Source organism: Micromonospora sp. WMMD708, assembly GCF_049315245.1.
Taxonomy (GTDB): Bacteria; Actinomycetota; Actinomycetes; order Mycobacteriales; family Micromonosporaceae; genus Micromonospora; species Micromonospora wenchangensis.
Genome location: NZ_CP186060.1, coordinates 908,641 through 934,800, shown reverse-complemented (window position 1 = coordinate 934,800; position 26,160 = coordinate 908,641). Strand labels below are relative to the sequence as shown.

The following is a 26,160-nucleotide window of genomic DNA, read 5'->3' as shown; positions in this document are numbered from 1 at the left end:
GAGTTGTTGTCGCCAGGGCAGCAACAACTCTCCACGGTCGCCACAATGGGCGGGTGGAGATTCCGGCCGGGTTGTCGTGGGTGCGGCGGACGCCGGAGGGGCGGGAGTGGCTGGCCACCCTGGCCCGGTGGCGGGACGAGTGCGCGCAGCAGTGGTCGCTGCGGCTCGGGCCGCCCTTCCCGTACGCGTTCGCCTCGCTGGCGATGCCCGCCGACCTGCCCGACGGCACCCCGGCGGTGCTGAAGTTGCAGTACCCGGCCCCGGACAGCCGGCACGAGGCCGACGCGTTGGCGCACTGGGACGGCGAGGCGGCGGTCCGGCTGCTCGCCCACGACCCGCAGCGGCGGGCGTTGCTGGTGGAGCGGTGCCGGCCCGGCTCGCCGCTGCACGAGGTGCCCGCCGACGAGGCGGTGGACGTGGTGGCCGGCCTGCTGCCCCGGCTGTGGCGGCGGCCGGCCGGGCCGTTCATCCCGCTCGCCGAGGAGGCCGTGGGCTGGCGGCACCGACTGCCCGAGCAGTGGGACCGGGCCGGCCGGCCGTACGGGCGGCGGCTGGTCGACGCGGCGCTGGAGCAGCTCGACCGGCTGGTCGACACCCAGGGCGAGCAGGTGCTGGTCAACCAGGACCTGCACGCCGGCAACGTGCTGCGGGCCACCCGGGAACCGTGGCTGGTGATCGACCCGAAGCCGCTGCTGGGCGAGCGGGAGTTCGCGGTGGTGCCGATCGTGCGCGGGGTCGAGCTGGGGCACTCCCCGCAGGCCGTACGGCGTCGGCTGGACCGCATCACCGGGGCGCTCGGCCTCGACCGGGACCGGGTGGTCGGCTGGACGATCGCGCACTGCCTGGCCTGGAGCCTGGACGGCGACACGGTCTTCACCAACCAGGTCGAGGTGGCCCGGTGGCTCGTCGACGGCCCGTAGCCGCCCCGGCCGGGGTCAGCGTTGGCAGGTGGGGCACCAGTAGAGGTTGCGGCCGGCCAGCTCACCCCGGCTGACCGGGCTGCCGCAGACGTGGCAGGGCGCACCGGCGCGGCGGTAGACGTACACCTCGCCACCGTGCCGGTCGACCCGGGCGGGGCGGCCCGTAACCTCGGGCAGGTGGGCGTCGCGGACGGTGTCGATCCGGCCGCGCGCCACCGCCAGGGTCATCAGCGCCACCAGGTCGGCCCAGAGCGCCGTCCAACCCGCCGGGGTGAGCTGCCGGCCGGGCAGCGTCGGCCGCAGGCCGGCCCGGAACAGCACCTCGGTCACGAAGATCAGCCCGGTGCCGGCCACCACCGACTGGTCGAGCAGCAGCGCGGCGAGCGGGGTGGGGCTGCGCCCGATCCGGGCGTACGCGCGGTCGGGGTCGGCGTCGGCGCGCAGCGGGTCCGGGCCGAGCCGGTCGCGCAACGCCGCCACCTCGGGCGGGGTGAGCAGTTCGCAGGCGGTGGGTCCGCGCAGTTCCAGCCAGTGCCGGTCGCTGGCCAGCCGCAGCCGGACCTGCCCCACCGGTACGGGCGGCTCGCCGTCCCCGTCGGTGAACCTGCCGTACAGGCCCAGGTGGACGTGCAGGGTGCGCTCGTCGGCGTAGTGGTGCAGCAGGTGCTTGCCGTACGCCTCGGTGCCGTGCAGGACGGTGCCGGAGATCAGGGCGGCGCCCTCGGTGAAGCGGCCCTGCGGGCTGCCGGCGGTGACCTTGTCGCCGGCGAACAACTCGGCGTGCCGGGTCGCGAGGCGGTGGATGGTGTGTCCCTCTGGCACGGGTACCAAGGGTAGTCAGGCGTCCCGACCCCACCGGCGGCGGTGCCGTCCGGGTCGGCCGGAGTGTGGTCGATCGACGGACGGGGTACATCCGGGATGTTCCCGCGTGGCGGCCACCGACCCTTCCGAGGGCTGCACGCATCGACGAGGAGGTGTGGTGGTGAATGTTTCTTCCCTCCTGCGTCGCCGGACGGCGACCCAGGACAGCAACGGCGACGGGGTGGTCGACGCGCGTGACGGCCAGCCGGTGGTGACGGACCGGGACGGCGACCGGACGACGTACCGCAGCGGGTCGCCGACCGCCGACGGCAAGCGCGATGCCGACGTGCCGCGGCGCACCGCCGAGAGCCGGGCTGCCACCGACGGCGATGCGGAGCAGCGGGCCGCGGAGCGCGGCGCGCTGGCGCGGGCGGCGACCGCCCGCAGCGCCGTGGACGGCACGCGCAGCGCCGCCGCCGCCCGGTCGACCACCGTGGACGACGAGCCGCGGACGCCGACCGACCCGATCCGGGTCACCGACCCCGCGCCGCGTCCGGTGCCGGACCGGCCGGTCGACCGGGACCGGACACCCGTTCCGCCGACCCCGCCCGCCGACACCCGCCCCGCCGACCGGGTGGACACCGACCGGGCCGACCCGCAGCCGCCGGTGGTGGCCGGACCGAAGCCGAGGACGAGTCTGCTCGCCACCCTGGGTCTGATCGTCTCGGTGGTGGGCGCGGCGTTCGTGCTCACCGGCACGCTGGCCGGGTACGGCATCGCCCTCGGCGCGCTCGGCGCGGTCTTCGCGGTGCTGGGCCTGGTCGCGACCCGGCGTCGGCACGTGGCCGGCACCACTGACGCGTTGCTCGGCGTCCTGGTCGGCCTGGCCGCGGTGGTGCTGGGCGTGCTCGCCTTCACCGGCCAGTTCGACTGGCCGACCACCGACGGCGACTGGGTGGCCCGGTTCCGGGAGTGGCTTGACTCACAGTTTGTGGACCGGTTCTGAGGGCACATTTGACCCCGCCGGCGGTTCGCCGGCGACGTTGGACCAGCCGGCTCGCCGGCACCGCCCGAGCAGCTCTGGTGGTTCACCAGCCGGGCACCCCACCTCGGGGGCAGCGGTTCGCCGCCACCGAAGCGCACAGGGGCCGTCACCTCCCGCCGGGGTGGCGGCCCCTTCGCCGTCCGCCACCACGCAACGGATCGCCGCCACGGTCGGATCACACGCAACGAACCACCGCCGGACGCACGGTTCGGCGGTGGTTGTCGTACGGTCGGGCCGCATACCGTTGAGCCACGGCGCCAGCCCGTGGGCCACGGAGGCCGGGCGCGCCCGACCCCGGGAGCAGGACAATGACGATGGACGCCACCAGCCAGCGCTTCCTGATGTGCCGGCCGACGTACTTCGCCGTCGACTACGCCATCAACCCGTGGATGGACCCGACCGCGCCGGTCGACGCCGCCCTGGCGGTCCGGCAGTGGGAGCAGCTCCGCCGCACGTACCTCGACCTCGGCCACACCGTCGAACTGATCGACCCGGTCCCCGGCCTGCCGGACATGGTCTTCGCCGCCAACGGTGGCACGGTCATCGGCGACCGGGCGATGGCGGTGCAGTTCCGCGACCCGCAGCGCGCCGACGAGGCCCCCGCCTACCGGGCCTGGTTCGAAGCCGCCGGCTTCGAGGTGTACGACCCGAAGCACGTCAACGAGGGCGAGGGGGACGTGCTGCTGGTCGGCGACCACCTGCTCGCCGGCACCGGGTTCCGCACCGCGCACGCCTCGCACGCCCAGTTGCAGGAGGTCTTCGGCTACCCGGTCGTCACCCTGCAACTGGTCGACCCGCGCTTCTACCACCTGGACACCGCGCTGACCGTGCTCGACGAGCGGACCGTGGCGTACCTGCCGGAGGCGTTCTCCCCCGGCAGCCGGGCGGTGCTGCGCCGGCTGTTCCCGGACGCGGTCCGGGCCAGCATGGCCGACGCGGAGGTGCTCGGCCTCAACGCGGTGGGCGACGGCCGGCACGTGGTGCTGCCCGCGCAGGCCACCGGGCTGGCCGCGCAGCTGCGCGGCCGGGGCTACCAGACCATCGGTGTCGACCTGTCCGAGCTGCGCAAGGCCGGCGGCGGACCGAAGTGCTGCACGTTGCGACTCCGTCAGGGAAAGGCGAGCCAGTGATCGAGGACATGCTGCGGACCCCGTCCGCCGTCCGGGACGCGGAGCGGTACACCGCGCACAACTACCACCCGCTGCCGGTGGTGGTCGCCTCCGCCGAGGGGGCCTGGCTCACCGACGTGGACGGTCGGCGCTACCTGGACTGTCTGGCCGGCTACTCGGCGCTGAACTTCGGCCACCGGCACCCGGCCCTGATCCGGGCCGCCCACGAGCAGCTCGACCGGCTCACCCTGACCAGCCGGGCGTTCATCCACGACCAGTTCGCCGACTTCTGCCGGGAGTTGGCCGCGCTCTGCGGCAAGGACCTGGTGCTGCCGATGAACACCGGCGCGGAGGCGGTGGAGACCGGCATCAAGGTGGCCCGCAAGTGGGGCTACCAGGTCAAGAAGGTCACCCCCGGGCAGGCGAACATCGTCGTCGCCGACGGCAACTTCCATGGCCGGACGACCACCATCGTCAGCTTCTCCACCGACGCCGACGCCCGCGCCGACTTCGGGCCGTACACGCCCGGGTTCACCGTGGTGCCCTACGGCGACCTGGCGGCACTGGAGGCGGCGATCGACGAGAACACTGTCGCCGTGCTGCTGGAGCCGATCCAGGGCGAGCAGGGCGTGGTGCTGCCGCCGGAGGGTTACCTGCCGGGCGTACGCCGGGCCTGCACCGACCGCAACGTGCTGTTCATCGCCGACGAGATCCAGTCGGGCCTCGGCCGGACCGGGCGCACCTTCGCCTGCGACCACGAGGGCGTCGTACCGGACATGTACCTGCTGGGCAAGGCGCTCGGCGGCGGCATCGTGCCGGTCTCCGCTGTCGCCGCGGACGCCGACGTGCTCGGTGTGCTCCGGCCGGGCCAGCACGGCTCCACGTTCGGTGGCAACCCGCTCGCCTGCGCGGTCGGCACCGGGGTGGTCCGGCTGCTGGCCACCGGGGAGTTCCAGCGCCGCTCCGCCGAGCTGGGCGATCGGCTGCGTGCCGGACTGGAGGGTCTGCTCGGCAGCGGGCTGGTGGCGGTACGGGTGCGCGGGCTGTGGGCCGGGGTGGACATCGACCCGGCGCTGATGACCGGCCGGCAGGCGTGCGAACGGCTGATGGACCGGGGCGTACTGGCCAAGGACACCCACGGCTCGACCATCCGGCTGGCCCCGCCGCTAGTGATCACCTCCGACGAGATCGACCACGCGGTGGCGCAGCTCGCCGCCGTACTGGCCGGCTGACCCTCCGCGGCGGGGGCGGGCGTCCGGTCCCGACGCCGGCCCCCGCCGCCGGGTCAGTTGCGTGGCAGCCGCATCGCCATGGTCGGCGCCTCGGCCATCACCGACGTCGGGGTGAACGCCGCACCGGTGGGCAGCTCCCGGGCCCTGCCGACCTGCACCCCGGGGTACAGCTCGACCATGTCCGCACCGCCCAGCACCCGGGACTGCTTCGGGGTCAGCGGGACGCGGTCGGCCTCGGCCATCGACCCGTTCGGCCGGATGCCGGAGCCGTTGGTGCTGACGTCGGTGACGATGACCTCGCCGACGCGCAGCTCGAACCGGACGTGCGCCCGGCTGATCCAACGCCGCGCCTCGTCGTTGAGCCACTGCCCGAGCATCACGCCCCCGGTCTCCTCGGGGGCCCGACCGACCGTCACCGGTTCGTCCTCGGTGAGCACGAACCGGCGGCGGATCAGGCCACCGATCCGGATCGCCAGCACCTCGCTGCGCGGGCGCGGCCCGGCGTCGGACAGCCGGGCACCGTGCCGGGGACAGGTCGGCACGCCGTTGCGCAGGGCGGGCGGCGGCTGACCGGCCGGGGCCCGGTCCACCCGGGCCAGGTCGGCGAACGCCCCACCGCCCCCGCCGCCGCCGAACAGCGCGCAGCCCGGCTCCGGGCAGCGCCACGTACGGGCCAGCAACTGCCCGCCGACCGGGGAACGGTCGCCCTCGACCGGGATGTGCCCGCCGCCGACGTGCGCGACGAAGGCCGGGCCGCCCGCGCCGGGCACCGGGGCGACGACCCGCCCCGGCTGCTCCACCAGCCACGGGAACCGGCCACGCAGGCCGTCGAACCGGACCCGGCTGACCACCGGCAGACCGAGCAGGTCGGCCACCTCCAGCATCCGGTCGCCCGGGTTGTCGAGCACCTCGACGAGGCCGTCGTCGGCCCAGCGGCGGACCACCATCCGCTCGTTGGAGGTGAGGTCCGCGTCGGAGAGTAACGCCCGGTGCACGATCGCGTAGACCGGGACGCTGTCCTCGGCCAGCTCGCGGGCGAGCGCGTCGATCACCATGCCGAGCCGCAGCAGGCTGGCCGGGCGGCCACCGTCGAGATCCTGGTAGCGGATCACCTCGGCCAGGTCGAGTACCGCTCGGGCCAGGGACGGGTCGGTGCAGACCCGCCCCTCGATGGCGTCCAGCACCTTGCTGATCTCGAATCTCATCGCGCGCTCCGGAGGATGTCGTCGATCGGCCGGACCGCCACCGCCGGCCCGGCCGGCACCTGCCCGCCGGGGTGAACAGGCGCTGCCCTGGCACGACCCTACCGGTGCCCGGATCAGCCCATCCGGCCCACCGCCGCGCGCAGCCGGGCCACGTCGCGCCGACGCCGCTCGTAGGTGGCGGCGAGGGTGATCAACGCCAGCCCGCCGACGGCCAGGTAGATCCAGCGCGGCAGCAGGTCCCACCCCCGGACCAGCTCGTGCACCGCGAGCAGGACGAGGGCACCCCCACCGAGCACCACCGGCGCCTGCCAGCGCCGTACCGCCCCGACCAGCACCACGGCCAGGGCGGCAGCGCCCAGCAGCAGCCGCCGCCACGGCTGCGGGTCGGCGGCCACCAGCACCGACACCAGGCTGGGCAGCAGCCCGGCGGCGAGCCCCGGGCCGAGGGCGAGCCAGCTGGTCAACCCGGGTCGGGCCCGCAGCGCGAGCAGGCCGGCCACCAGGGTCAGCCCGGCCGCCGGCAGGGTGTACGCCTCCAGCAGCACCACCTCGCCGCTGATCAGCAGCAGCCACGCCCCGAGCAGTTCACTGCCACCGGCCACCGCCCCGAAGGCCCACCGCCGGCCGGCCGACTGGCCCGGGTACAGCACCCGCAGCGCTGCGGCGGCTCCCCAGAGCACGCAGATCACCGCCGCGTACCGGATCGCGCCGACGGTGAGCAGCAGGGCGAGCACGGCCACCGCCTGTGCGGCAACCTCCAGCGCCCGTACGGTGAACGAGCCGCGCCGGGCCAGCGCCGGTGCGCCGAGGAGCACCGCCGCCGCCACCCCGAGCACCGGGAAACCTGCGGTGCGCAGCGGCAGGTCCGCGGCCAGCGGCGCGGTGAGCGCGAACCCGGTGGCCGCCGCGACGGCGGTCAGGAAGCCGAGCAGCCGTACCTCGGCCCGCCGGCCGATCGCGCCGACCACCGCCGCCGCGACCACCAGCAGGGCGAGACCGGCCAGCGTGCCGGCCCGGGTGGCGAGCAGTCCGACCAGACCGGCCACCGTCCACAGCAGACCGACCGGGGTGGTCACCGGCACCAGCAGCGCCCGGCCACGCGAGCGGGCCGGGACGGGCGCGGCGGCTCCGGGAACGCCCGGCGCAGCCCCGTGGGGGACGGTCGCGCCCGGGGCGGCGGGCCGGGCCGGGCCGGTGAGCGTGGCGGTGAGCAGGGCGGCGACCCCGACGAGCAGCACCGCCGCCGGCACCACCGGCCAGGGGGCGGCCACGCCGACCAGCAGCACGGGCAGCGCCGCCGCCCCGAACGGCAGCGCTGCGACGGCCGCCCCGGACCGCTCGCCGGTGTGCCGGTGGACGACCAGCGCGGCCGTGCCGGCCAGGACCAGCAGCGCCGCCCCGACCGTGGGGGCACCGGGCGACCCGTCCCCGGTCGGCACTCCCGACCAGGGCCGCACCGGCCCACCGTAGGGGGCGGCGAGCGCGGCCAGGGTCACCGGCACGGCGGCGGCCAGCGCCAGGCCGGCCAGCACCGCACCGACCACCCGGCCCGGGGTCACCGGCGTGGTACGCCGGTCGGCCGCTACCAGCACGACGACCGCCAGCGCCGCGTAGAGCGCGAACGGCTCCCCACCGGGTACGACGCTCGGCGCGACCACGGCGGCGAGCGCCAGGGCGAGCGCGGTGCCGGCGTACCCGTCGAGGTCGGGGCGGCGACGACGCAGCGCGAGCAGCGGGACCAGCAGCAGCACGGCGGCGACGAACCCGGCCCGCAGCTGCCACCAGGCCGGTGCCCCGACGGCCCGCGACGCGACCGCCGCGGCGGCCGGCACGGTGAGCAGCGCGACCGTCAGCGCGACCGCGGCGACCCGGCCCGCGACGGCGCCCGTCGGGCGGCCGGGCAGTGCCACCGCCAGCCCGGCGGCCAGCACCACCCCGAGCGCCACCAGCATCCCGGCCGGGGCGGCCGAGGCCACCAGCAGGCCGTGGCCGAGCAGCACCGCGGACCCCGCCGCGCCGACCAGCACGGTCGGGGCGCGCCGGCCGCGCAGCACCGCGACCGGCAGCAGCGCCGCGCCGACGACCAGGTCGACGGCGAGGGTGGCCGGCCACGGGGTGACCGTCACCGCCGGCAGCGCCGCAGCCGTGAGCACCACCGCCAGCAGTACGGTCACCGGGCGGGCCGCTCGCGGCAGCAGCAGGAGACCGGCACTTGCGGTGAGCAGGACGACGAGCGGCAGCTGCCAGCCCCAGGCGAGGTCGGGTCCGGCGGCGGCACCCTGCCAGGCGGGCAGTGACCGGTCCACCGCGAGCGCGGCCACGGCCCCGGTGGCGAGCACGACGACCTGGGCGGCACCGCCCGCGACCAGCAGCGCGCCGACCCGGGGGCCGGTACGGTGCCGCTGCGGCAGCAGCCGGACGGCACCTCCCAGCGCGGCGGCGACCAGTCCGACGGCGAGCAGCAGGAACCCGGCCCGCAGTTCCGCCACCGGCCGCAGCACCGCCACGGCCAGCAGCGGCACCAGCAGACCGGCGGCGATCTGCCGGAACACCGTCGCTGCGGCGACCCGGGCCGCACCGGTCAGGACCAGGCCGACGAGGAGCAACGGCAGGCCGGCGAGCAGCGGCTGACCGCCGGCGCCGCCCAGCGCCAGCGGCACCAGGGCGCAGCTCGCGGCGACGGTCAGCGCGGCGCCGAAGCCGAGCCAACCGAGCACCCGGCCGGCGAGCACGGAACCGGACGGCCCGGCGACCGGCCCCCCGCCGGCCGCCGGACCCCCGGCCGCCGGGGCGGTGGTGGTGCCCGACCCCCCGGCGGGCACCACCACCTCTCCCCCCGGACCCGCGACGGCCGTGGCCACCGCGGGTGGCACCGCTGCGGCCGGCACCGCAGCGGCGGGACCGGACCCGGCCGGAGCCGGGGAGCGGCGGCGCAGCACGACCACCACCGCGAGGTCGAGCAGCGCCACCCCGAGGAAGGTCAGCGTCCAGCCGGTGGCCCCCGGACGCGACTGCGCGACCGCGAGCGGCAGCACCGGCTGGACCAGGAACAGCGCCGCGAACCACGGCACGGTGAGCCGGCTGAGCAGGGCGTACCCGGCGGCGACGGCCGCGCTGACCCCGGCGACCACGGCGGCGTAGCGGGTGCCCGGCCAGTAGGCGGTGCCGAGCAGGTTCACCGACCAGGCGGCGTACCCGTCGAGGACCACCAGCAGCAGACCGACGGCGGCGAACGTCTCGGCGGTGCCGCGCAGCCCACGCCACTTCGCCACCAGCGGCACCGTCAGGGCGAGCGCGGTGAACGCGGCCAGGATGAGCGCCCGGCCGGCCACCCCGACGGTGGCCCAGGCGACGGCGGTGAAGACCACGGCCGCCGTGCCCAGCAGCAGGCCGCCGAGGACGAACAGCAGCCACTGGATCGTCCGGGTGGACGTCTCCGGGCGACCCGTGGTGTCCTGCGGGGGCACCGGCCCGGTCGGTGGCACGGGCCCGGCGAACGCGCCCGGCGACATCGGCCTCCCCGGGCGCACCGGCGGCGCGACCGGACCGGCCGGCGTGGCGACCGGGGGGCCGGCCGGCGTGGCGGGAGGTGCGGCCGGCGCGGGCGGGCGGACCGCCGCGCCGACCGGGACCGGGGCGGGGATCTCCCGGCGGATGTCGGCCGCCAGCTCCGCCCGCCGGCGCTGCGCCGCGAGCAGTCGGCCACCGAGCCCCTGGTACACCTGCCGGGCCCGCTCGACCTCCCGGCCGAGGGCGACGATCTCCCGGTCCAACCGGACCACCTCGGCGGCGGGCGGGTACGGCCCGAGCCCGCAGCCGGCGCACCCACGGGTCAGCTCGGCGGGTGCTCCGCAGCGGGGGCAGGGGTAACCGGTGTTCTGCACCCGGCCATCCTGCCGGTGGGCCGCAACCGGAGGCCAGAGTGCCCGTACCTAGGTACGGGTGTTCTCGTGTACCCAGGTGGCGTATGCCGGGTCGCCGCTCTCGGCGTACGTGACCAGGATCTCGGGCACCTCGTACGGATGGTTGGACCGGATCTGGGCGACCAGCGCCGTGGCCCGGTCGGGGGCGGTCTTGAACTGCACCGACCACTCGGTGCTGGTCTCCACCCCGGCCCGCCACCAGTACGTGCTGTCGACCTGGCCGCCGACCTGGGCGCAGGCGGCCAGTCGCCCGGCCACCGCGGCGGCCGCCATCAGGTCCGCGACGGAGCGCGAGTCCACCACCGTCGTCACCACGCAGATCTGGTCCACCTGCGCACCTTACGTGGGAATGGCGGCGAACCGGTCGACCGTGACGGTGCGTTCACCGTGCCGTCACGCCGTCCCGGTTGTCGGCGATCCACCTGTCGATCCGGTCCCACCAGTCGAAGAGCCAGTCGATCCGCTCCTGCCGGCCGGTCGGGACGTCCTCGGGCGGCACGGACCAGAACCGCATCACGATCCGTTTGTCCATCGGCAGTTCGCGCCACACGTCGGCGACGGTGAGCATCCGGTCCAGGCCGGTGTGCGCCGCGAAGATCACGCCGGCCTCCGGGGCGGCGTCCAGGGCGGCGAGGACCCCGCCGGGCTGCGGGGCGAGCACGTGCTGCATCCGCTCGGCGCGGGCCGCCATCCGTTCCAGGCCGAGCGCACGCAGCTTGGCGATGGCCCGCAGCCGCCGGCCGGGGGTGAAGTTGCCGCCCTCCGGGAAGATCACGAAGGCGTCGTCGTCGTCCAGTCCGGTGGCCAGGTGAGCGATCTGCCGGACCGCCGACCCCTTTCCGTCACCGGCGGCGATGAAGCGGTTGGGCAGGCGGTTGAGCAGCACGTCGATCGCCGGGTCCCACTGGAGCGCCTCCTTGAGCACGATCCGGGGCTCCCGCTGGAACCAGTTGACCAGGGAGTGGATCAGGATGAACGAGTCACCCGGGCCGGCGTGCCGGCACAGCACCAGTTCCGGTCGGCCGGGCAGGGCCGTGTCCGGGTCGGTGCCGACCACGTCGATGCTCAACCGCAGCGTCCACCGGGCCTGCCAGAACAGCACCCGCAGGAACCAGCCGGCGAGCACGTAGTGCGCCCGCTGGAAGGCCGGCGTACGTTTCCACCTGCCGAACCCGCAGGCCAGCCAGAGCACGAAGAGGGCGACCAGCGCGGCGGCGTCCCAGACCAGGTAGACGCAGCCGATCCAGAGCAGCCGTAGCGGGCGCAACCGGCCCGGCACGAACGGCGACGCGGCCAGCGCGAGCAGCGCCCAGACCGGCACCGTGGTCAGCACCGTGACCGCGAGCAGGATCACCCCGGGCGCGACCAGCAGCCGGCGTACCCACCGAGGGGGCAGCGGCATCAGCGGTCCAGGCTGGCCAGGTAGTGCCGTGACGCGGTGTAGGCGCGGCTGATCCGCCGCCCGACCGCCGCCATGTCCCGGTACGCCCACGGGCTGTCGTCGCGCGGCTCCAGCCCGCCGGTCGGCAGGACGTGCACCCGTACCCCGTCGGGCAGGGCGGCCATCTCCCGGGCGAACCGGTGCCGGCGGGCGATCTCGAACGCGACCTGGGCGATCTCCCACGGCCGGCGGGGCGGCGTCAGTTCCCGTTCGATCCGCCCCACCTGGAGGACGAAGATCTGCCTCGCGCCGACGGCGACCGCCTCGCCGATCGGGATCGAGTTGACGATCCCGCCGTCGATGTAGTGCTGGCCGTCGATCTGCGCCGGTGGCAGCAGCCCCGGTACGGAGGCCGAGGCGAGCACCGCCGGCACCAGCGGTCCGGTATGGAACCAGTGTTCGGCGGCCCGCTCGATGTTGGCCGCGCAGCAGCGGAACGGCACCTTCAGGTCGGCGAAGGTGGTGTCCGCGCCCAACTCCCCCTCCAGCAGCTTGCGCAGCGGCCGGGGCGAATGCAGGTGGGTTCGGGCGGCGAAGCGGCGCAGTTGCCGGGCCACCGAGTCGCCGTACACCTCGCTGGCCTCCGGGGACGCCCACAGCCGGACCAACCGGTCGGTGACCGCCTCGGACGGGTCGGCGGCGACCAGCGCGCCGTTGACCGCGCCGATCGAGGTGCCGAGCACGACGTCGGGGCGGATCCGGGCCCGGAACAGGGCACGCAGCATTCCCACCTCGACCGCGCCGAGCACTCCCCCGCCGCCGAGCACGAACGCCACCGGACCGCCACTCATGCCGTTCATCCTGGCACGCCACCGCCCGTGACCGTGGTGCAGCCGCTGGTCACCGCCGCACGCGCCCGGCAACGGTGGCGGTGGGCGAAACCGCCACTGCGGAGGGTCATCGGGCAAGTGGACAACCGTTGACAGGGGGGACACATTCGCGCAACCTGACACCACCCCGAACCCCAGGCAGGTGCGAACACTGATGGCAGCCCTGAACGCCGGTAGGTTGCTGGCCCGCAGGTACCGGCTCCTCGACAGGATCGGGGCCGGCGGGATGTCGGTGATCTGGCGGGCCCGCGACGAGGTGCTCGACCGGGTCGTCGCGGTCAAGGTGCTCGCGCCGTCGCTGGCCGCCGACGCCCGGTTCCGCGACATGGTGCGCGAGGAGGCACGCTCGGCCGCCCAACTGGTCCACCCGCACGTGACCGCGGTGCACGACTACGGCGAGGCGCTCGCCCCGGACGGCGAGATCACCTCGTTCGTGGTGATGGAGCTGCTCACCGGAGAGGAACTGGAGCACCGGCTGAGCGAGGGGCCGTTGCCCTGGCCGGAGGCGGTCGAGGTGGGTGCCCAGGTGGCCGAGGCGCTGGCGGCGGCGCACCGGCTCGGCATCGTGCACCGGGACATCACCCCGGCGAACGTGATGATGACCCGGGTCGGCGCGAAGGTGCTCGACTTCGGCATCGCCACCCAGGCCGGCACCCCCGACGACGACGAGGACGGCGGCACCTTCGGCACCCCGGCGTACGTCGCGCCGGAGCGGTTGGACGGTGCGCCGGCCCAGCCGTCGACCGACGTCTACTCCCTCGGCGTGCTGCTCTACGAGACGCTTACCGGCCAGCCGCCGTACCCGGCGGAAACCTGGGAGCAGCTCGCCACGGCGATCGCCGACGAGCGACCGCCGTCGCTGGACGGCGTACCGGGGCTGCCCCCGGTGGTGGTCGACATCTGCCTGCGCTGCCTGGCCCGGGACCCGCACGAACGGCCGACCGCGCACCAGGTCGCCACCGCCCTGCGCGACCAGTTGCTGCCGGGTGATCCGCAGGCGGCCACGATGCTCTCCCCGACGGTCACCCTGCCCGCCGTCCCCGGTGCCGACGCCCCGGGAGACCGGCCCACCGCGCCGGTGGCCGGGGCCGGCCCGGCCGTCATCGGCCCGGCAGCCGGCGCCGCTGCGGCAGCGGGCGTCGCTGCGGCGGCCGGCGGCGGATCGGCGGCCGGCACCACGGGCCACGGTGACGGTGCCGCGGCGGCCGGCCGGGCCGGGGTCGGCGGCCGGGTCGGGACTGCGGCGACGGCGGACACCGGCACCCCGGGTGCCCGGCACGGCGGCGACGGCGGACCGGATGGTGGCGGCCCCGAACCGGAGCTGCTGCCGCCGTCGCGCCGCCCGCTGGTGGCGGTGGGGGTGCTGGTGGTGCTGACCGCGGCGGCGGTCCTCCTGCTCGCCCCGCTGCTGGAACCCGGCACCCACACCCCGCCGGTCGCCGGGAGCAGCGAGACCCCGGTGACCGAACCGTCGCCGTCACGCACCCAGCCGGCGGCGGACCCCACCGCGCCGCCGGCCCCCCGACGGGCCACCACCGCGCCCGCACCGTCGCGCCCGCCGGCCACCACCCCGGGCGGGGGGCAGGGCGGCGGCGGGCTGACCGAGGCCGCCGACCGGATGCGCCGGCTGATCGACGACGGGGTCCGCACCGGCGAGGTCCGCGAGGACGTCGGCCTGGACCTGCGCAACGTGCTGGCCAACCTGACCCGGTCCGCCGCCGAGGGCCGCTCCGACGTGCCCGCACAGGTGACCGCGCTGCGCGAGAAGGTCACCCGCCGTATCGACGAGGGGGGCATCACCCCGGCGTACGGCCGGCAGCTCGACGCCGCCGTCCGGGACCTGGCCGCGACCACCGTCTGAGTGCCCGCTGCGCACCCGTCAGCGGGTACGCAGCCCGACGGGCCGGCGCAGCGGTGGGGCCGTGCCGAACGCGACGGCCCGGTAGACCGCCTCGTAGCCGTGGGCCATCCGTTCGGTGGAGAAGTGCTCGGCCACATGCGCGGTGCAGGCCGCCGGGTCGAGCCGGACGACCTCGCGCAGGGCAGCCGGCAGCTCCCGGGCGTCGTCGCGGACCATCCCGGTCACGCCGTCGACCACCACCTCGGGCACCGCGCCCCGGCGCAGCGCCACCACCGGCGTGCCGGTCGCCATGGCCTCCACCATCACCATGCCGAACGGTTCCTCCCACTGGATCGGCATGATCAGGCAGCGGGCGTCGACGAGCAGCCGCAGGGTCGCCTCCCGGTCGGCGTTCATCACCACGTCGACGTCGTGGCCCAGCATCGGCTGGACGACCTCGGCGAAGTACCGGCGCTCGGCGGGCTCGTTGCACTTGCCGGCCAGGGTGAGCGGGAGACCGGCCGCGCGGCAGGCCCGGATCGCCGTGTCGGGGCCCTTGTCCGGGCTGAACCGGGCCAGCCAGAGCACCGGGCCCCGGCCGGGTTCCCGCTTGGCCGGTACGTCCCGGCTGTCGAGCGCGTTGTGCACCGTACCCACCCAGGGCAGGGTGGGGTTGGACCGGCGCTGGGCGTGCGAGATGGCCACCAGGCCCACCCCGTGGTCGGTGTCGCCGAGCACCGCCCCGTACTCGCCGACCGGGTTGCCGTGCACGGTGGCCACGGTGGGCACCGCACGGCGGGCGGCCACCAGCGGCCCGATCGTGGTGTGGTCGTGGATCACGTCGAAGTCGGCGGCGGAGACCAGCCGGTTGATCCGGGCCAGGTGGGCCAGTTCCGGCAGCGACTCGCCCAGCCGGTGGTACTGCAACTCGTCGACCGTGGAGACGAAGTCGGCGGTGGTGCCGTGCTGCCGGCCGGCCCCGAACAGGGTCACCCGGTGCCCGTGCCCGACCAGCGCGTCCACCAGCCCGTGCACCACCTGCTCCAGCCCGCCGTACCCCGGTGGTGGCACCGACAGCCAGGGGGGCACGAGCATCGCGACCCGCAGTGGCGGCCCGGACGGCGGATGTTCCGACGGACGGTGGGTCACTGCCACGAATCCTCCCCGTTGTCCCGGTCCGGCAGGTGTGTCCGGTGGGATCGGCGGCGATTTCCCCCTGGTGGGACAGGCAAACGCGCCCCGGCCGGGTGGGGCCCGTCCGGGGCGCGTGCGGCGGCGGGCGGTGGAGCCAACCCCCTTGGCTCCGCCGCCCGCCGCCCGGAGGAGGCAGGTCTGTGGTTAGGACGTCTCGGCGAGCGTCACGGTTGCGGTCGACTCGGCACCATTTCGCTTGTAGGTCACCTGGACCCGGTCGCCGACCTTGCCGGCCTGCACCGCGCCGACCAGATCGTTGGAGTCGTTGATCACCTTGTCCCCGAACTTGGTGATCACGTCGCCGCGCTGGATGCCGGCCTTCTCGGCGGCGCTGCCGCCGGCGACGGAGGCGACCAGCGCCCCGCCGTCCTCGGCCGCGTTGACGCTGACCCCCAGGGACGGGTGGCTGATCTTCTCGCCGCGCTGGAGCTTCTCGGCGACGTCCTTGGCCTTGTTGCTCGGGATGGCGAAGCCGACCCCGATGTTGCCGGTGCTGCCCTGGCCGGCGGTGGCGATGGCGGTGTTGATGCCGATCACCTCGCCCCGGGTGTTGACCAGCGCGCCACCGGAGTTGCCCGGGTTGATCGGGGCGTCGGTCTGGAGCAGGCCGGAGATCGAGCTGGCACCGCCCTGCGGAGACTGCTGCGGGCCGTCGCCGCTGCCGGCCTGGATGGTGCGGTCGCGGGCGCTGAGGATGCCGGCGGTCACCGAACCCTGCAGGCCGAGCGGGCTGCCCAGGGCGAGCACCTGGTCGCCCACCTGCATCGCGTCGCTGTCGCCGAACTTCGCCGCCTTGAGGTTGTCGATGCCGCTGGTCTGGACCACCGCGAGGTCGGTCTTCGGGTCGGTGCCGACGATCTTGGCAGGGGCGGTCTTGCCGTTGGCGAAGACCACCCGGACGGCGTTGCCGGAGGCGGAGGCGACCACGTGGTTGTTGGTCAGCACGAAGCCGTCGGAGCTGAGGATCACGCCCGACCCCTCACCACTGTCGGTCATGATCGAGACCACGCTGTCCTGTACCGAGGCGGCGATCTTCGGCAGATCGGCGCTGTTGATCACGGGCGCGGCCGAGTAGTTGCGGGTGATCCCGCCCCGGTCGCCGTCGACCGCCAGGGCGAGCGCGCCACCGGCCACGCCGGAGCCGAGCATCAGGGCGAAGACCGCCACCCCGGCGCCGACGAACTTGGCCACCTTGCCGGCCTGCGGTGCCGGGGCCGGCGCCCACGGCGGGGTCGGCTGGCCGGGGTGCTGCGGCCCACCCTGCCCCGGGTAGCCGGCGGACGGCTGGCCCACCCCGGGCTGGCCGTAACCGACGCCCGGCTGACCGGGGTAGCCGGACGGGGTGCCCGCGCCCGGCTGGCCGGGACGGTGCTGGCCGGGGTAGCCACCGGCCCACCCGGACTGCTGCTGGCCGGGCTGGTAACCCGCCGACGGGTACTGCTGCCCCGCCGGGGAGTGGCCCGGGTAACCGGTGGACGCGGGATAGCCGGGCCGGTACTGCTGGTCGCCGCCACCGGACGGGTACGACGACTGCGGGTACGGCGTGGCGGCGGGCGGCGCGTACGGCGACGCGGGCGGCGCGTACCCCGGTCCGGGGTTGGCCGTGCCGGCCGGCTCCCCCGCGGTGCCGGCGGCCTGACCGGGGGTGTTGGGGGTGTCGGACTCGCCGCGCGTGGCGCGGGACGGCTCGGCGGAGGGGTGCGACGGCTCGGCGTCGGGGGCAGCCGGCCGACGCTGCGGGTCGGTCTCGAACTCGGTCATGCCCCTAGTTTTCCCCGTGGCACTGTCACCCACCTGGAACCCGCCTGGAAGTTTTCTGAAAGTCACAGCGGGGCCGGCGGGGCGTCACTCCGGGTCGCCGTCCGCCCCGGGCAGCAGAGGCAGCCGGACCCGGAACGTCGCGCCGCCACCCGGTGTCTCGTCCACCTCGACGGTGCCCTGGTGGGCGCTGACCAGCGCCGCGACGATGGCCAGGCCCAGTCCGGTACTGGTGATCCCGCTGGCCCGGCGGGTCCGGGCCGCGTCGGCGCGGTAGAACCGCTCGAAGACCCGTTCGGCCTGCTCCGGGGCGAGCCCCGGACCGGTGTCGGCCACCTCCACCACTGCGGTGTTCCCGTCCTCGGAACGCAACCGCAGGGTCACCGACGCCTCCGGCGGGGTGTGCGTCAACGCGTTGGTCATCAGGTTGCCGATCACCTGCCGCAGCCGGGCGTCGTCGGCGTGCACCACCAGCGGGCCCGAGTTCGGGGCGATCTCCAGCTCGATGTGCCGTTCGGGGGCGACCACCCGGGCCGCCTCGACCGCGTCGGAGGCGAGCACCGGCAACTCCACCGGGGCCAGCGACAGCGGACGCTCCCGGTCCAGCCGGGCGAGCAGCAGCAGGTCCTCCACCAGCAGCCCCATCCGGGCCGCCTCGTCCTCGATGCGGCGCAGCAGGTCGGCGGTCTGCTCGGGGGCGCGGGCCGCCCCCTGCCGGTACAGCTCGGCGAAGCCCCGGATGGTCGTCAGCGGGGTCCGCAGTTCGTGCGAGGCGTCCGCGACGAACTGCCGCATCCGCTCCTCCGACCGCCGGGCGCGGGCCTCCGACGCCAGCGCGGCGTGCGCCGCGTCCCGGGCGCCGGCCTCGGCCGTACGGGCCGCCATCTCCGAGGCGGCGCGGGCGGTGAAGGCGGTCTCGATCTGGGCCAGCATCGCGTTCAACGCCCGGGAGAGCCGGCCCAACTCGGAGGTGGCGCACTCCTGCCCCTCCTCGGGGTCGGGCACCCGGCGGGTCAGGTCACCGCCGGCGATCGCGGCGGCCGTCCGTTCGATCTCCACCAGCGGTTTCAGGCTGGTCCGCACGATGGCCGCGCCGATCGAGGCGAGCAGGATCAGCACCGCCCCGCCGACCAGCATGTCTATCCAGATCAGCCGCTTGACCGCCAGGTCGACGTCGGTGAGGTGCTGCCCGAGGGCGAGCACCCGCCCGTCGGGTAGTTCCTGGTAGAGCATCCGCCACCGTTCTCGGCCGTCCTGCGACCGGACCGTGAACGGGGCACCCTCGGAGGTCTGGAATCCGGCCACGTCGGCGGGGATCGGTGGCAGGTCGTCCGGTTCGAGGGCCGGGTCGTAACCGATGAACCGGGAGCCGGCGGAGTCGCCGAGCGCCACGACGTAGTCGGTGGGCAGGGTGGCCCTGACCCGCCCGGCCTCCAGGTTGGGCAGCTGCCGACCGACCTGGACGCTTGCCGACTGCAACTCGCCGTCGACCTGCCCGATCAGGTACTCACGCAGGAAGTACGTGGTCAGTGAACTGATCACCACCAGGGCGACGGCGACGAGGGTGAGGACCGCCGCGACCAGCTTGACCCGCAGCGGGATGCTCCGGAGCCGCCCCTTCGCCTCGTCGAGCGGGTTCACGCCGCCGGCTTGCGCAGGACGTAGCCCACGCCGCGCAGGGTGTGGATCAGGCGGGGCTGGGTGTTGTCGACCTTGCGACGCAGGTACGAGATGTACGACTCGACGATGTTGTCGTCACCCCGGAAGTCGTAGTTCCACACGTGGTCGAGGATCTGCGCCTTGGACAGCACCCGGTTGGCGTTGAGCATCAGGTAGCGCAGCAGCTTGAACTCGGTCGGCGAGAGCTGGACCCGCTGGCCGGTCCGGTGCACCTCGTGGGTCTCCTCGTCCAGCTCCAGGTCGGCGAAGGTGAGCCGGGAGGGGGCGTGCTCGCCGGTGGCCGTACGCCGCAGCACCGCCCGGATCCGGGCGGTCAGCTCCTCCAGGCTGAACGGCTTGGTGACGTAGTCGTCGCCGCCCAGGGTGAGCCCACGGATCTTGTCGTCGGTGGCGTCCCGGGCGGTCAGGAACACCACCGGGGTACGCGTGCCGCCCTCGCGGAGCATCCGGATGACCTCGAAGCCGTCCAGGTCGGGCAGCATCACGTCGAGCACCACCAGGTCGGGACGGTGGTCCTTGGCCGCGTGCAGGGCCGCGCTGCCACTGGTGGCGGTCGCCACGTCGAACCCCGCGAAGCGGAGACTGGCGGAGAGCAGTTCGAGGATGTTGGGGTCGTCCTCGACGACGAGCAGTCGCGCCTCGGTCTGGGTAGCGGCCATGCTGGCCATCATCCGTGACGTCGCTGCGTCGGCGCTGGACGCTTCCTGCAAAAAACCTGTGAAGCCGTGCCGACACCGGCTCCTCGACCGCCACCATGCCCGGTTCCGGGCCGCACCCTGCGGACGGGCGGTCACCGCAGCAGCCGGCGCAGCCCGTCCAACGCACCGTCGAGCACCCGGATCGCGGTCCGCAACTGGGTGTCGCTGAGCCGCCCGGCCCGGACCAACGCGCCGACCTCGACGGTGAACTCGGCGAGTCGCCTGTCGAACTCGGTCAGCAGGGGGGAATCGCCCGGGGCGGGGGCCGCCGGGCGGGGCGTCGGGCCGGGTGCCGGCCGCTCCCAGCGGGCCTGCCGGGTCTGCCGGGTGGCCTCGCGCAGTTCCCGCTTGAGGTCGCGCACCGAGCCGCGCACCTCGGTCCGGATCTCGCCGGCCAGGGCGGACAGATCCTCCACCGAGGCGGAGATGTCGGACTCCAGGGTGGTCAGCTCGTCGGCGCGCTGGCGCAGCTCGGCCCGGCCGCCATCGGTGATCTCGTAGACCTTGCGGCCACCGGCGGCGGTGTGGGTGACCAGGCCGTCGGACTCCAGCCGTTGCAGCCGGGGATAGATGGTGCCGGCGCTCGGGGCGTACAGGCCGAGGAAACGCTCCTCCAGCAGCCGGATCAGCTCGTAGCCGTGCTTGGGACCGTCGTCGAGCAGCCGGAGCAGGTAGAGCCGGAGCCGCCCGTGGCTGAACACGGCGGTCACGGCTGCTCCTCCTGGTCGTCGTCCACCGGCCGGGCGAGCAGCGCGATGCTGCCGGACGTCGCGGACGCCCAGAGCTTACCCTCGCCCGCGCCGAGCACCCCGTGACTGTCCTTGACCGGGCCGATGCCGCCCACGCCGTCGACCTGGGGGAAACCGCTGGTGATCCGGCCGGAGGTGGTGTGCAGGTGGACGTCGAGGTCGCTGTCCTCGCGGACCCGGACGGTGATCGGGCCGGAGACGGTGGTGAGCCGGATCTCGCTGCGCCGGGGATTGTCCAGGTCGCAGGTGATCGCCCCGGAGATGGTGTTGGCGTGCACCCGGCCGGCCGCGCTCTCGCCGAGGGTCACCTCGCCGGAAACCGTGTCCAGGGTGAGGTCACCGGTGACCCCGAGCGCCTCGACCGGGCCGGAGACGATCCGCGCGTCGGTGCGCCCGGCCAGCCCCATCAGGGTGACCTGCCCGGAGGTGACGTTGACCGTGGTGTCGTTGACCAGCCCGGAGGCGACCAGCGCGCCGTCGACCAGGTGCAGGTCGGCGAGCGTGTCGGCCGGTACGGCGATGGACACCTCGGCGCGGTAGCGGCGACCGAGCTGACCGAGCCACCAGAGGAAACCGGGCCGGCGGGGTGGGTGCTCGTGTCCGACCCGGAGCACGCCGTCCCGGTGCTCGACGATGACCGGCCGGCTGCTGACCCGGGTGACGTCGACCCGCGCCGGCCCGTCGGTGCCGACCACGTTGAGCCGCCCGGCGACCAGACGCACGTCGAGCCGGGTGACCGGCTCGTCGATGGTGATCCGTTGTGGTCTGTCGACCTTCCAGTTGGTCATGACGTCTCCCTCCGGGGGTCACGGCCGATGGCCGCGCCACTGCACGGAGAAAGCATAACGCGATACATCGCGATAGAACAAGACTGTCGCGAGTCACCCGCCCGTTCACCGCCCGCCGCACCGCACGGCCGGCCCGACTCACCCGCCCGACCGACCCGCCCCAGTCGGCAAGATCCACTCGTCTGGGCCGATCCAGGCGTATCCCGGCCACCGATCACCGCAACATCGGCCCACATGAGTCGATCACGTGGAACCCGCCGGGGCGATCGCGGGAGGGGCGCGATTCTGGCCTGCGGGTCAGGCGGCCAGGCCGAGGCCCGTCCCGGTAGCCGGCGGGGACACCGCACCGGGCGGAGACACCGGGCCGGGCGGAGACACCGGGCCGACGACGGCCAGGGTGGGACGGCTGACGACCGGACGCGGCGGCAGCAGGTGCACGGCCGACTCGGCGGCGCGGGCCAGCACCCGGCGGTCCGCCCCGGGGACCGGGTGCAGGGCGGCGGTCACCGCGACGTCGACCACCAGGTCCCGGGCGGCCAGCACCCGGCGCACCGAGCGCCACAGCGTGTCGTCGCCGAGGAAGGCCGCGGTGGTGGTCGTCGCCCCGGTGGCAGCGCAGCGGTAGCTGATCCGAAGCGGCACCACGGGGGCACCGGCGTCGACCGCCGCCTGGAAGGCCGCCGGCCGGAAGCCCCGGCGCGGCCGGCAGTCGGCCCAGGGGACGACACCGCACCAGGTCGTACCCTCCGGGAAGACCGCGACCGGGTGACCGGCGCGCAGGGTCGCCGCGACCCGGGCCACCGTGCGCGGCAGGTCCCGGGGCCGGGACCGGTCGACGAAGACCGTGCCACCGGCGCGGGCCAGCAGCCCCAGCACCGGCCAGTCCCGCACCTCCCGCTTGGCCAGCAGCCGGGCCGGTGCGACCGCCAGCACCGCGAAGACGTCCAGCCAGGAGACGTGGTTGGCGACCAGCAGCGCCCGCCGCCGGGGCAGCCGCCCGCGCACCACCAGCCGTACACCGAGCACCCGGACGGTCCGCCGGGCCCAGGCCCGCAGGACCGCCGCCCGCTCCGCAGCCGGCAGCACCGGCAGCAGCACGGCCAGGCCGGCCCCGGCCAGCAGCATCCCGAGTACGCCCACCAACCGCGCCACCTGCCGGGCCGGCGACACCCCGGCCCGGCCCTCCCCCGGCAGGCAGTCCGGCCCGCAGCCGGCGGTCGGGCGCCACAACTCGGCGCTCACCGGGTCACCCCGCCGAGGAAGTGCCGCCGGTAGCGCGGGTTCATCCGGTCCAACGAGAACAGCAGGTAGAAGTCGGCACAGCGGAAGTCCGGGTCGTACGCCGGTTCCCCGGCGATCCACGCGCCGAGCCGCAGGTAGCCGCGGACCAGCGGAGGGATCAGCGCCCGCCCGGCGGGGTCCGCGGTGGCCGAGGCCGGTGCCGCCGCACCCGGCTCGGCGAACCACGGCCGCAGCGGACGGACCCGCATCAGCGGGGGCGCGAGGTGCCCCGTCCGGCCCAGTGCCCACGTCTCGGCGGCGGCCCGGCCGCCGTCGTCGACCGGCACCGAGGCGCAGCCGCCCAGCCAGTTCACCCCGCGCAGGTGCAGGTAGCGGGTCAGTCCCGCCCACATCAGGTTGAGCACCGCGCCGGAGCGGTGGTCCGGGTGGACGCAGGAGCGGCCGGTCTCGACCAGCAGGTCGCGCAGCGGTTCGAGCGGGGTCAGGTCGAACTCGCCGGCGGCGTACCGGCGGTCGGTGCGGCCGGGGGGCAGCAGCCGGTAGGTGCCGACCACCGCGCCGGTGCGCTCCTCGCGGACGATCAGGTGGTCGCAGTGGACGTCGAGGTCGTCGGTGTCCAGCCCGGCGGCGCCCGGGCGCAGGGTCGCGCCGAGTTCGGTGGCGAACACCTCGTGGCGCAGGCGTTGCGCGGCCGCGACCTGGGTCGGGTCGTCGGCGATCAGCAGGGTGTATCCACTGGTCGTCAGGGGTGCGCCAGCGGCATGCAGAACAGCCATGGGACCTGTGTAGGTGCCCCGGGTTGCCGGCCCCCCGGGCACGGGTGTCGATCCGGTGAACGCCGGTCGGCGGGACCGCTCCCGGGCCTGACCAGGGTGGGGCCGGTGGGGCGGTCGGGGGGCGTGGCCGGCGCGTGCGAGGCTGCTGCGGGGGCCCGGCCGGCCGGGCCGACGACACGGTGGAGGATCGATGATCATCGAGGCGCGGTACCAGGGGCCACCCGGCACCGGCAACGGCGGCTGGAGCGCGGGGATCTTCGCCGGGGCGTACGGCGCGGACGGGCCGGTCGAGGTGACGTTGCGTCGCCCGCCGCCGCTGGACACCCCGCTCACCCTCACCGACGGCGACGTACGCGACCCCGGGGGGCACCTGGTCGCCGAGGTACGCCCGGCCGGTGATCCGCCCGCCCCGGTCCCCCCGGTGGACCCGGCGACCGCGCGGGCCGCCTCGGCGACGTACCCGGGACTGGTGGACCACCCCTTTCCCGGCTGCTACGTCTGCGGCCCGGAGCACCCGGACGGCCTGCGGATCTACCCGGGGCGGCTGCCCGACGGCCGGACCGCCGCGCCGTGGCGGGCACCCGGGCGGGTGAGCGCGCCGACGGTGTGGGCGGCGCTGGACTGTCCCGGGGGCTGGGCGGTGATCGCCCCGGGCCGGCCCTACGTGCTGGGTCGGCTCGCCGTGACGGTGGACGCGCTGCCCACGCCGGGCGGGGAGTACGTGGTCACCGGGGCGGTGGACACCGTCGAGGGACGCCTGGCGGTGGTACGTACCAGCCTCTACGACGGTGCCGGTGGGCTGCTGGGTCGGGCGCGCGCCACCTGGGTCGCGCTGCCTGCCGGGCCTCGTCCCTGAGGACGACCCGCTCCTGCCTGAGTCGGAGCAGGGCCTACCGACCGGGGCTGATGGCGTAGCTTGACCTGACCAGCGAGGCTGGCAGCGGCGCATTCCGCAACGGCGTCGCAGAACGCGGTGCCCCGTGCGCCGCCGCACGGGAGGAGAACGATGTCCGACGGGCAGTGGAGCCCCAGCACCGGCCAGATCGTCGTGTCCGGTTTGACCAAGCAGTACAAGAACGTCCGGGCGGTCGACAACCTGTCCTTCACGGTCGAGCCCGGTCGGGTGACCGGCTTCCTCGGCCCGAACGGGGCGGGCAAGACGACCACCCTGCGGATGCTGCTGAACCTGGTCACCCCGACCGGCGGCACGGCGACCATCGGCGGCCGGCGGTACGCCGACCTGACCGACCCGCTGCGGCACGTGGGCGCGGTGCTGGAGGCGTCCAGCGCGCACAAGGGCCGTACCGGCATCAACCACCTGCGGGTGATCTGCGCGGCGGCCGGCCTGCCGAAGAGCCGGGCCGACGAGGCGCTGGCCCTGGTCGGGCTCACCCCGGCGGCGAAGCGCAAGTTCAAGGGCTACTCGCTGGGCATGAAGCAGCGGCTCGGCATCGCCGCCGCGATGCTCGGCAACCCCCAGGTGCTGATCCTCGACGAGCCGGCCAACGGTCTCGACCCGGAGGGCATCCGCTGGATGCGTGGCTTCCTCAAGGGGCTGGCCCACGAGGGGCGGACCGTGCTGGTCTCCAGCCACCTGCTGTCCGAGATGCAGCTCCTCGCCGACGACGTGGTGATCATCGCGGCCGGCAAGCTGATCCGGCAGGGTCCGGTGGAGCAGGTGCTCGGCTCGATGTCGCAGGGCGGCCGGGTTCGGGTGCGCACCCCGCAGGCCGAGGAGTTGACCGTGGCGCTGCGTGAGCAGTCGGCGACGGTGGAGACCGGTGAGCACGGTGTGCTGCTGGTCAGCGGGGTGGACGCGCCGGCGATCGGCCGGGCCGCGCTGGCCGCCAAGGTCGAGTTGCACGAACTGACCCCGGAACGACCCGACCTGGAGCGGGTGTTCCTGGAGCTGACGGCCGGGAAGGCGGGCATCCGATGAACCTCGTCCGATCCGAGCTGTTGAAGATCCGCACCACCAGCACCTGGTGGATCTTCGGGCTGATCACGGTGCCGCTGTGGGCGCTCACCGCCCTGATCAACTGGTTGCAGACCGACGCGCTGGCCAGCAACAACTTCGGCGATGTGCCGGCCGACCAGGCCGACCAGATCCAGGCCGCGCAGTCGGTGGACAGCCTCGCCGCCAACGTCTACACCAACGGGCAGTTCTTCGGCCTGATGATCGTGATGCTGCTCGGCATCATCGTGGTGACCAGCGAGTTCTTCCACCAGACGGTCACCACCACCTTCCTCACCGTGCCGCACCGGACGGCGGTGATGCTGGCCAAGCTGGCCGCCGCGGCCATCCTGGCCGTGCTGTTCTGGCTGGTCACCACCGTGTTCAACCTGGCCTTCGGGGCACTGGTGATGAACAGCGTCGACCTGGGCTCGCAGCTCGGCAGCGGCGCGGTCTGGCGGGCCACCGCGCTCAACGGCCTGGCGTACCTGCTCTGGTCGGTGCTCGGCGTCGGGATCGGGGTGCTGATCCGCAGCCAGATCGGCGCCACGGTGACCGGCATCCTGCTCTACCTGGGTGGCGCGGTCGGCGCGGCCATCGCGATCAGCATCCTGGCCGCCCGCTGGGGCGACTGGATCAACGACCTCCAGGTGCTGGTGCCGTCGCTGGCGTCGTCGCTGATGGTCAGCGGCACCGAGATCCCGGGCAACCCGCCGCGCTGGGCGGGTGCGGTGGTCCTCATCGGGTACGCGGTGGTGGCCGGCGCGATCGGCACGCTCACCATGCGGCGGCGGGACATCTCCTGACCGACCCGTTCCCCGGCCGGCCCGGCGCGACGACCAGTCGCGCCGGGCCGGCGCCTTTCCGGGCGGCCCCGCCACGTGCCGCGCCACTCAGCGCAACTGCGGAAAGGAGTCATCGGAACACGAAGAGATGATTGACTTTCGGCTTCTTCTGTGAAACCGCACACCCCTT

At 74.9% G+C, this 26,160-nt stretch carries 22 protein-coding genes; 8 read left to right on the top strand and 14 right to left on the bottom strand.

Annotated features, from left to right (window positions below; genetic code table 11):
* Positions 1-53: 53 nt before the first annotated feature.
* A complete protein-coding gene (locus tag ACN260_RS04290) occupies positions 54-920 on the top strand; it encodes an aminoglycoside phosphotransferase family protein (protein ID WP_422754800.1) in 867 nt (288 codons plus the stop codon).
* Positions 921-935: 15 nt separating this feature from the next.
* Here the strand turns inward: ACN260_RS04290 and ACN260_RS04285 are convergent, their stop codons facing one another.
* Positions 936-1,742: an Fpg/Nei family DNA glycosylase gene (locus tag ACN260_RS04285; RefSeq protein ID WP_422754799.1), complete on the bottom strand. Its 807-nt coding sequence runs from the start codon at positions 1,740-1,742 to the stop codon at positions 936-938.
* Positions 1,743-1,902: 160 nt separating this feature from the next.
* Between ACN260_RS04285 and ACN260_RS04280 the strand changes: the two genes are divergently transcribed.
* The 3 genes from ACN260_RS04280 (at position 1,903) to rocD (ending at position 5,107) form a co-directional block, all read left to right on the top strand.
* Positions 1,903-2,727, top strand: coding sequence for a thrombospondin (locus tag ACN260_RS04280; protein WP_422754798.1), 825 nt, complete (start codon positions 1,903-1,905; stop codon positions 2,725-2,727).
* Positions 2,728-3,080: 353 nt separating this feature from the next.
* Positions 3,081-3,896 carry a dimethylargininase gene (gene ddaH / locus ACN260_RS04275; RefSeq protein ID WP_422756611.1) on the top strand — a complete coding sequence of 272 codons (816 nt, stop codon included), beginning with the start codon at positions 3,081-3,083 and terminating at the stop codon, positions 3,894-3,896.
* On the top strand, positions 3,893-5,107 hold the full coding sequence (gene rocD / locus ACN260_RS04270) for an ornithine--oxo-acid transaminase (protein WP_422754797.1): 1,215 nt from the start codon (positions 3,893-3,895) through the stop codon (positions 5,105-5,107). The genes ddaH and rocD overlap by 4 nt, the downstream gene beginning before the upstream one ends.
* A 53-nt stretch (positions 5,108-5,160) precedes the next feature.
* Here the strand turns inward: rocD and ACN260_RS04265 are convergent, their stop codons facing one another.
* The 5 genes from ACN260_RS04265 to ACN260_RS04245 all read right to left on the bottom strand — a co-directional run bounded on the left by ACN260_RS04265 (position 5,161) and on the right by ACN260_RS04245 (position 12,467).
* On the bottom strand, positions 5,161-6,312 hold the full coding sequence (locus ACN260_RS04265; protein ID WP_422754796.1) for an FHA domain-containing protein: 1,152 nt from the start codon (positions 6,310-6,312) through the stop codon (positions 5,161-5,163).
* Positions 6,313-6,425: 113 nt separating this feature from the next.
* Positions 6,426-10,196, bottom strand: a complete 3,771-nt coding sequence (locus ACN260_RS04260; RefSeq protein WP_422754795.1) for an SCO7613 C-terminal domain-containing membrane protein — start codon at positions 10,194-10,196, stop codon at positions 6,426-6,428.
* Positions 10,197-10,244: 48 nt separating this feature from the next.
* A complete protein-coding gene (gene cutA, locus ACN260_RS04255; RefSeq protein WP_422754794.1) occupies positions 10,245-10,565 on the bottom strand; it encodes a divalent-cation tolerance protein CutA in 321 nt (106 codons plus the stop codon).
* A gap of 52 nt (positions 10,566-10,617) precedes the next feature.
* On the bottom strand, positions 10,618-11,637 hold the full coding sequence (locus ACN260_RS04250; protein WP_422754793.1) for a 1-acyl-sn-glycerol-3-phosphate acyltransferase: 1,020 nt from the start codon (positions 11,635-11,637) through the stop codon (positions 10,618-10,620).
* Entirely contained in the window at positions 11,637-12,467 is an 831-nt protein-coding gene (locus tag ACN260_RS04245; RefSeq protein WP_422754792.1) for a patatin-like phospholipase family protein, read from the bottom strand. The genes ACN260_RS04250 and ACN260_RS04245 overlap by 1 nt, the downstream gene beginning before the upstream one ends.
* 193 nt (positions 12,468-12,660) lie before the next feature.
* Here ACN260_RS04245 and ACN260_RS04240 point away from each other — a divergent pair, with 193 nt between their 5' ends.
* The gene (locus tag ACN260_RS04240) at positions 12,661-14,367 is read left to right on the top strand and encodes a serine/threonine-protein kinase (RefSeq protein ID WP_422754791.1); all 1,707 of its coding nucleotides are present in this window, start codon (positions 12,661-12,663) and stop codon (positions 14,365-14,367) included.
* 18 nt (positions 14,368-14,385) lie between these two features.
* On the opposite strand, the gene ACN260_RS04235 is transcribed toward ACN260_RS04240, so the two are convergent.
* The 8 genes from ACN260_RS04235 to ACN260_RS04200 form a co-directional block, all read right to left on the bottom strand.
* Complete coding sequence (locus ACN260_RS04235; RefSeq protein WP_422756610.1) at positions 14,386-15,495, bottom strand: glycosyltransferase family 4 protein; 1,110 nt, start codon at positions 15,493-15,495, stop codon at positions 14,386-14,388.
* A gap of 189 nt (positions 15,496-15,684) precedes the next feature.
* Positions 15,685-17,301 (bottom strand): trypsin-like peptidase domain-containing protein, encoded by a 1,617-nt coding sequence (locus tag ACN260_RS04230; protein WP_422754790.1) that lies wholly within the window; start codon positions 17,299-17,301, stop codon positions 15,685-15,687.
* A gap of 84 nt (positions 17,302-17,385) precedes the next feature.
* Positions 17,386-18,939, bottom strand: a complete 1,554-nt coding sequence (locus ACN260_RS04225; RefSeq protein ID WP_422754789.1) for an ATP-binding protein — start codon at positions 18,937-18,939, stop codon at positions 17,386-17,388.
* Complete coding sequence (locus tag ACN260_RS04220; protein ID WP_422754788.1) at positions 18,936-19,637, bottom strand: response regulator transcription factor; 702 nt, start codon at positions 19,635-19,637, stop codon at positions 18,936-18,938. Before ACN260_RS04220 ends, ACN260_RS04225 begins: the two co-directional genes overlap by 4 nt.
* Positions 19,638-19,768: 131 nt before the next feature.
* Positions 19,769-20,386, bottom strand: a complete 618-nt coding sequence (locus ACN260_RS04215) for a PadR family transcriptional regulator (RefSeq protein ID WP_422754787.1) — start codon at positions 20,384-20,386, stop codon at positions 19,769-19,771.
* Positions 20,383-21,213, bottom strand: a complete 831-nt coding sequence (locus ACN260_RS04210; RefSeq protein ID WP_422754786.1) for a DUF4097 family beta strand repeat-containing protein — start codon at positions 21,211-21,213, stop codon at positions 20,383-20,385. The genes ACN260_RS04215 and ACN260_RS04210 overlap by 4 nt, the downstream gene beginning before the upstream one ends.
* 297 nt (positions 21,214-21,510) lie before the next feature.
* Positions 21,511-22,455, bottom strand: a complete 945-nt coding sequence (locus tag ACN260_RS04205) for a lysophospholipid acyltransferase family protein (RefSeq protein ID WP_422754785.1) — start codon at positions 22,453-22,455, stop codon at positions 21,511-21,513.
* On the bottom strand, positions 22,452-23,231 hold the full coding sequence (locus tag ACN260_RS04200; RefSeq protein ID WP_422754784.1) for a GNAT family N-acetyltransferase: 780 nt from the start codon (positions 23,229-23,231) through the stop codon (positions 22,452-22,454). The genes ACN260_RS04205 and ACN260_RS04200 overlap by 4 nt, the downstream gene beginning before the upstream one ends.
* 190 nt (positions 23,232-23,421) lie before the next feature.
* On the opposite strand from ACN260_RS04200, the gene ACN260_RS04195 reads away from it, so the two are divergent.
* The 3 genes from ACN260_RS04195 (at position 23,422) to ACN260_RS04185 (ending at position 25,991) form a co-directional block, all read left to right on the top strand.
* Entirely contained in the window at positions 23,422-24,087 is a 666-nt protein-coding gene (locus ACN260_RS04195) for a hypothetical protein (protein WP_422754783.1), read from the top strand.
* A gap of 150 nt (positions 24,088-24,237) precedes the next feature.
* Entirely contained in the window at positions 24,238-25,170 is a 933-nt protein-coding gene (locus ACN260_RS04190) for an ABC transporter ATP-binding protein (RefSeq protein ID WP_422754782.1), read from the top strand.
* Positions 25,167-25,991, top strand: coding sequence for an ABC transporter permease (locus ACN260_RS04185; RefSeq protein WP_357684703.1), 825 nt, complete (start codon positions 25,167-25,169; stop codon positions 25,989-25,991). The genes ACN260_RS04190 and ACN260_RS04185 overlap by 4 nt, the downstream gene beginning before the upstream one ends.
* Positions 25,992-26,160: the final 169 nt, after the last annotated feature.

Bases quoted from the DNA above. Each gene is read 5' to 3' on its own strand.
- ACN260_RS04230 (WP_422754790.1), bottom strand. From the start codon at position 17,301: ATGACCGAGTTCGAGACCGACCCGCAGCGTCGGCCGGCTGCCCCCGAC.
- ACN260_RS04250 (WP_422754793.1), bottom strand. From the start codon at position 11,637: ATGCCGCTGCCCCCTCGGTGGGTACGCCGGCTGCTGGTCGCGCCCGGG.
- ACN260_RS04185 (WP_357684703.1), top strand. From the start codon at position 25,167: ATGAACCTCGTCCGATCCGAGCTGTTGAAGATCCGCACCACCAGCACC.
- ACN260_RS04200 (WP_422754784.1), bottom strand. From the start codon at position 23,231: ATGGCTGTTCTGCATGCCGCTGGCGCACCCCTGACGACCAGTGGATAC.
- ACN260_RS04195 (WP_422754783.1), top strand. From the start codon at position 23,422: ATGATCATCGAGGCGCGGTACCAGGGGCCACCCGGCACCGGCAACGGC.
- ACN260_RS04210 (WP_422754786.1), bottom strand. From the start codon at position 21,213: ATGACCAACTGGAAGGTCGACAGACCACAACGGATCACCATCGACGAG.
- ACN260_RS04265 (WP_422754796.1), bottom strand. From the start codon at position 6,312: ATGAGATTCGAGATCAGCAAGGTGCTGGACGCCATCGAGGGGCGGGTC.
- ACN260_RS04190 (WP_422754782.1), top strand. From the start codon at position 24,238: ATGTCCGACGGGCAGTGGAGCCCCAGCACCGGCCAGATCGTCGTGTCC.
- ACN260_RS04240 (WP_422754791.1), top strand. From the start codon at position 12,661: ATGGCAGCCCTGAACGCCGGTAGGTTGCTGGCCCGCAGGTACCGGCTC.
- ddaH (WP_422756611.1), top strand. From the start codon at position 3,081: ATGGACGCCACCAGCCAGCGCTTCCTGATGTGCCGGCCGACGTACTTC.
- ACN260_RS04220 (WP_422754788.1), bottom strand. From the start codon at position 19,637: ATGGCCGCTACCCAGACCGAGGCGCGACTGCTCGTCGTCGAGGACGAC.
- ACN260_RS04245 (WP_422754792.1), bottom strand. From the start codon at position 12,467: ATGAGTGGCGGTCCGGTGGCGTTCGTGCTCGGCGGCGGGGGAGTGCTC.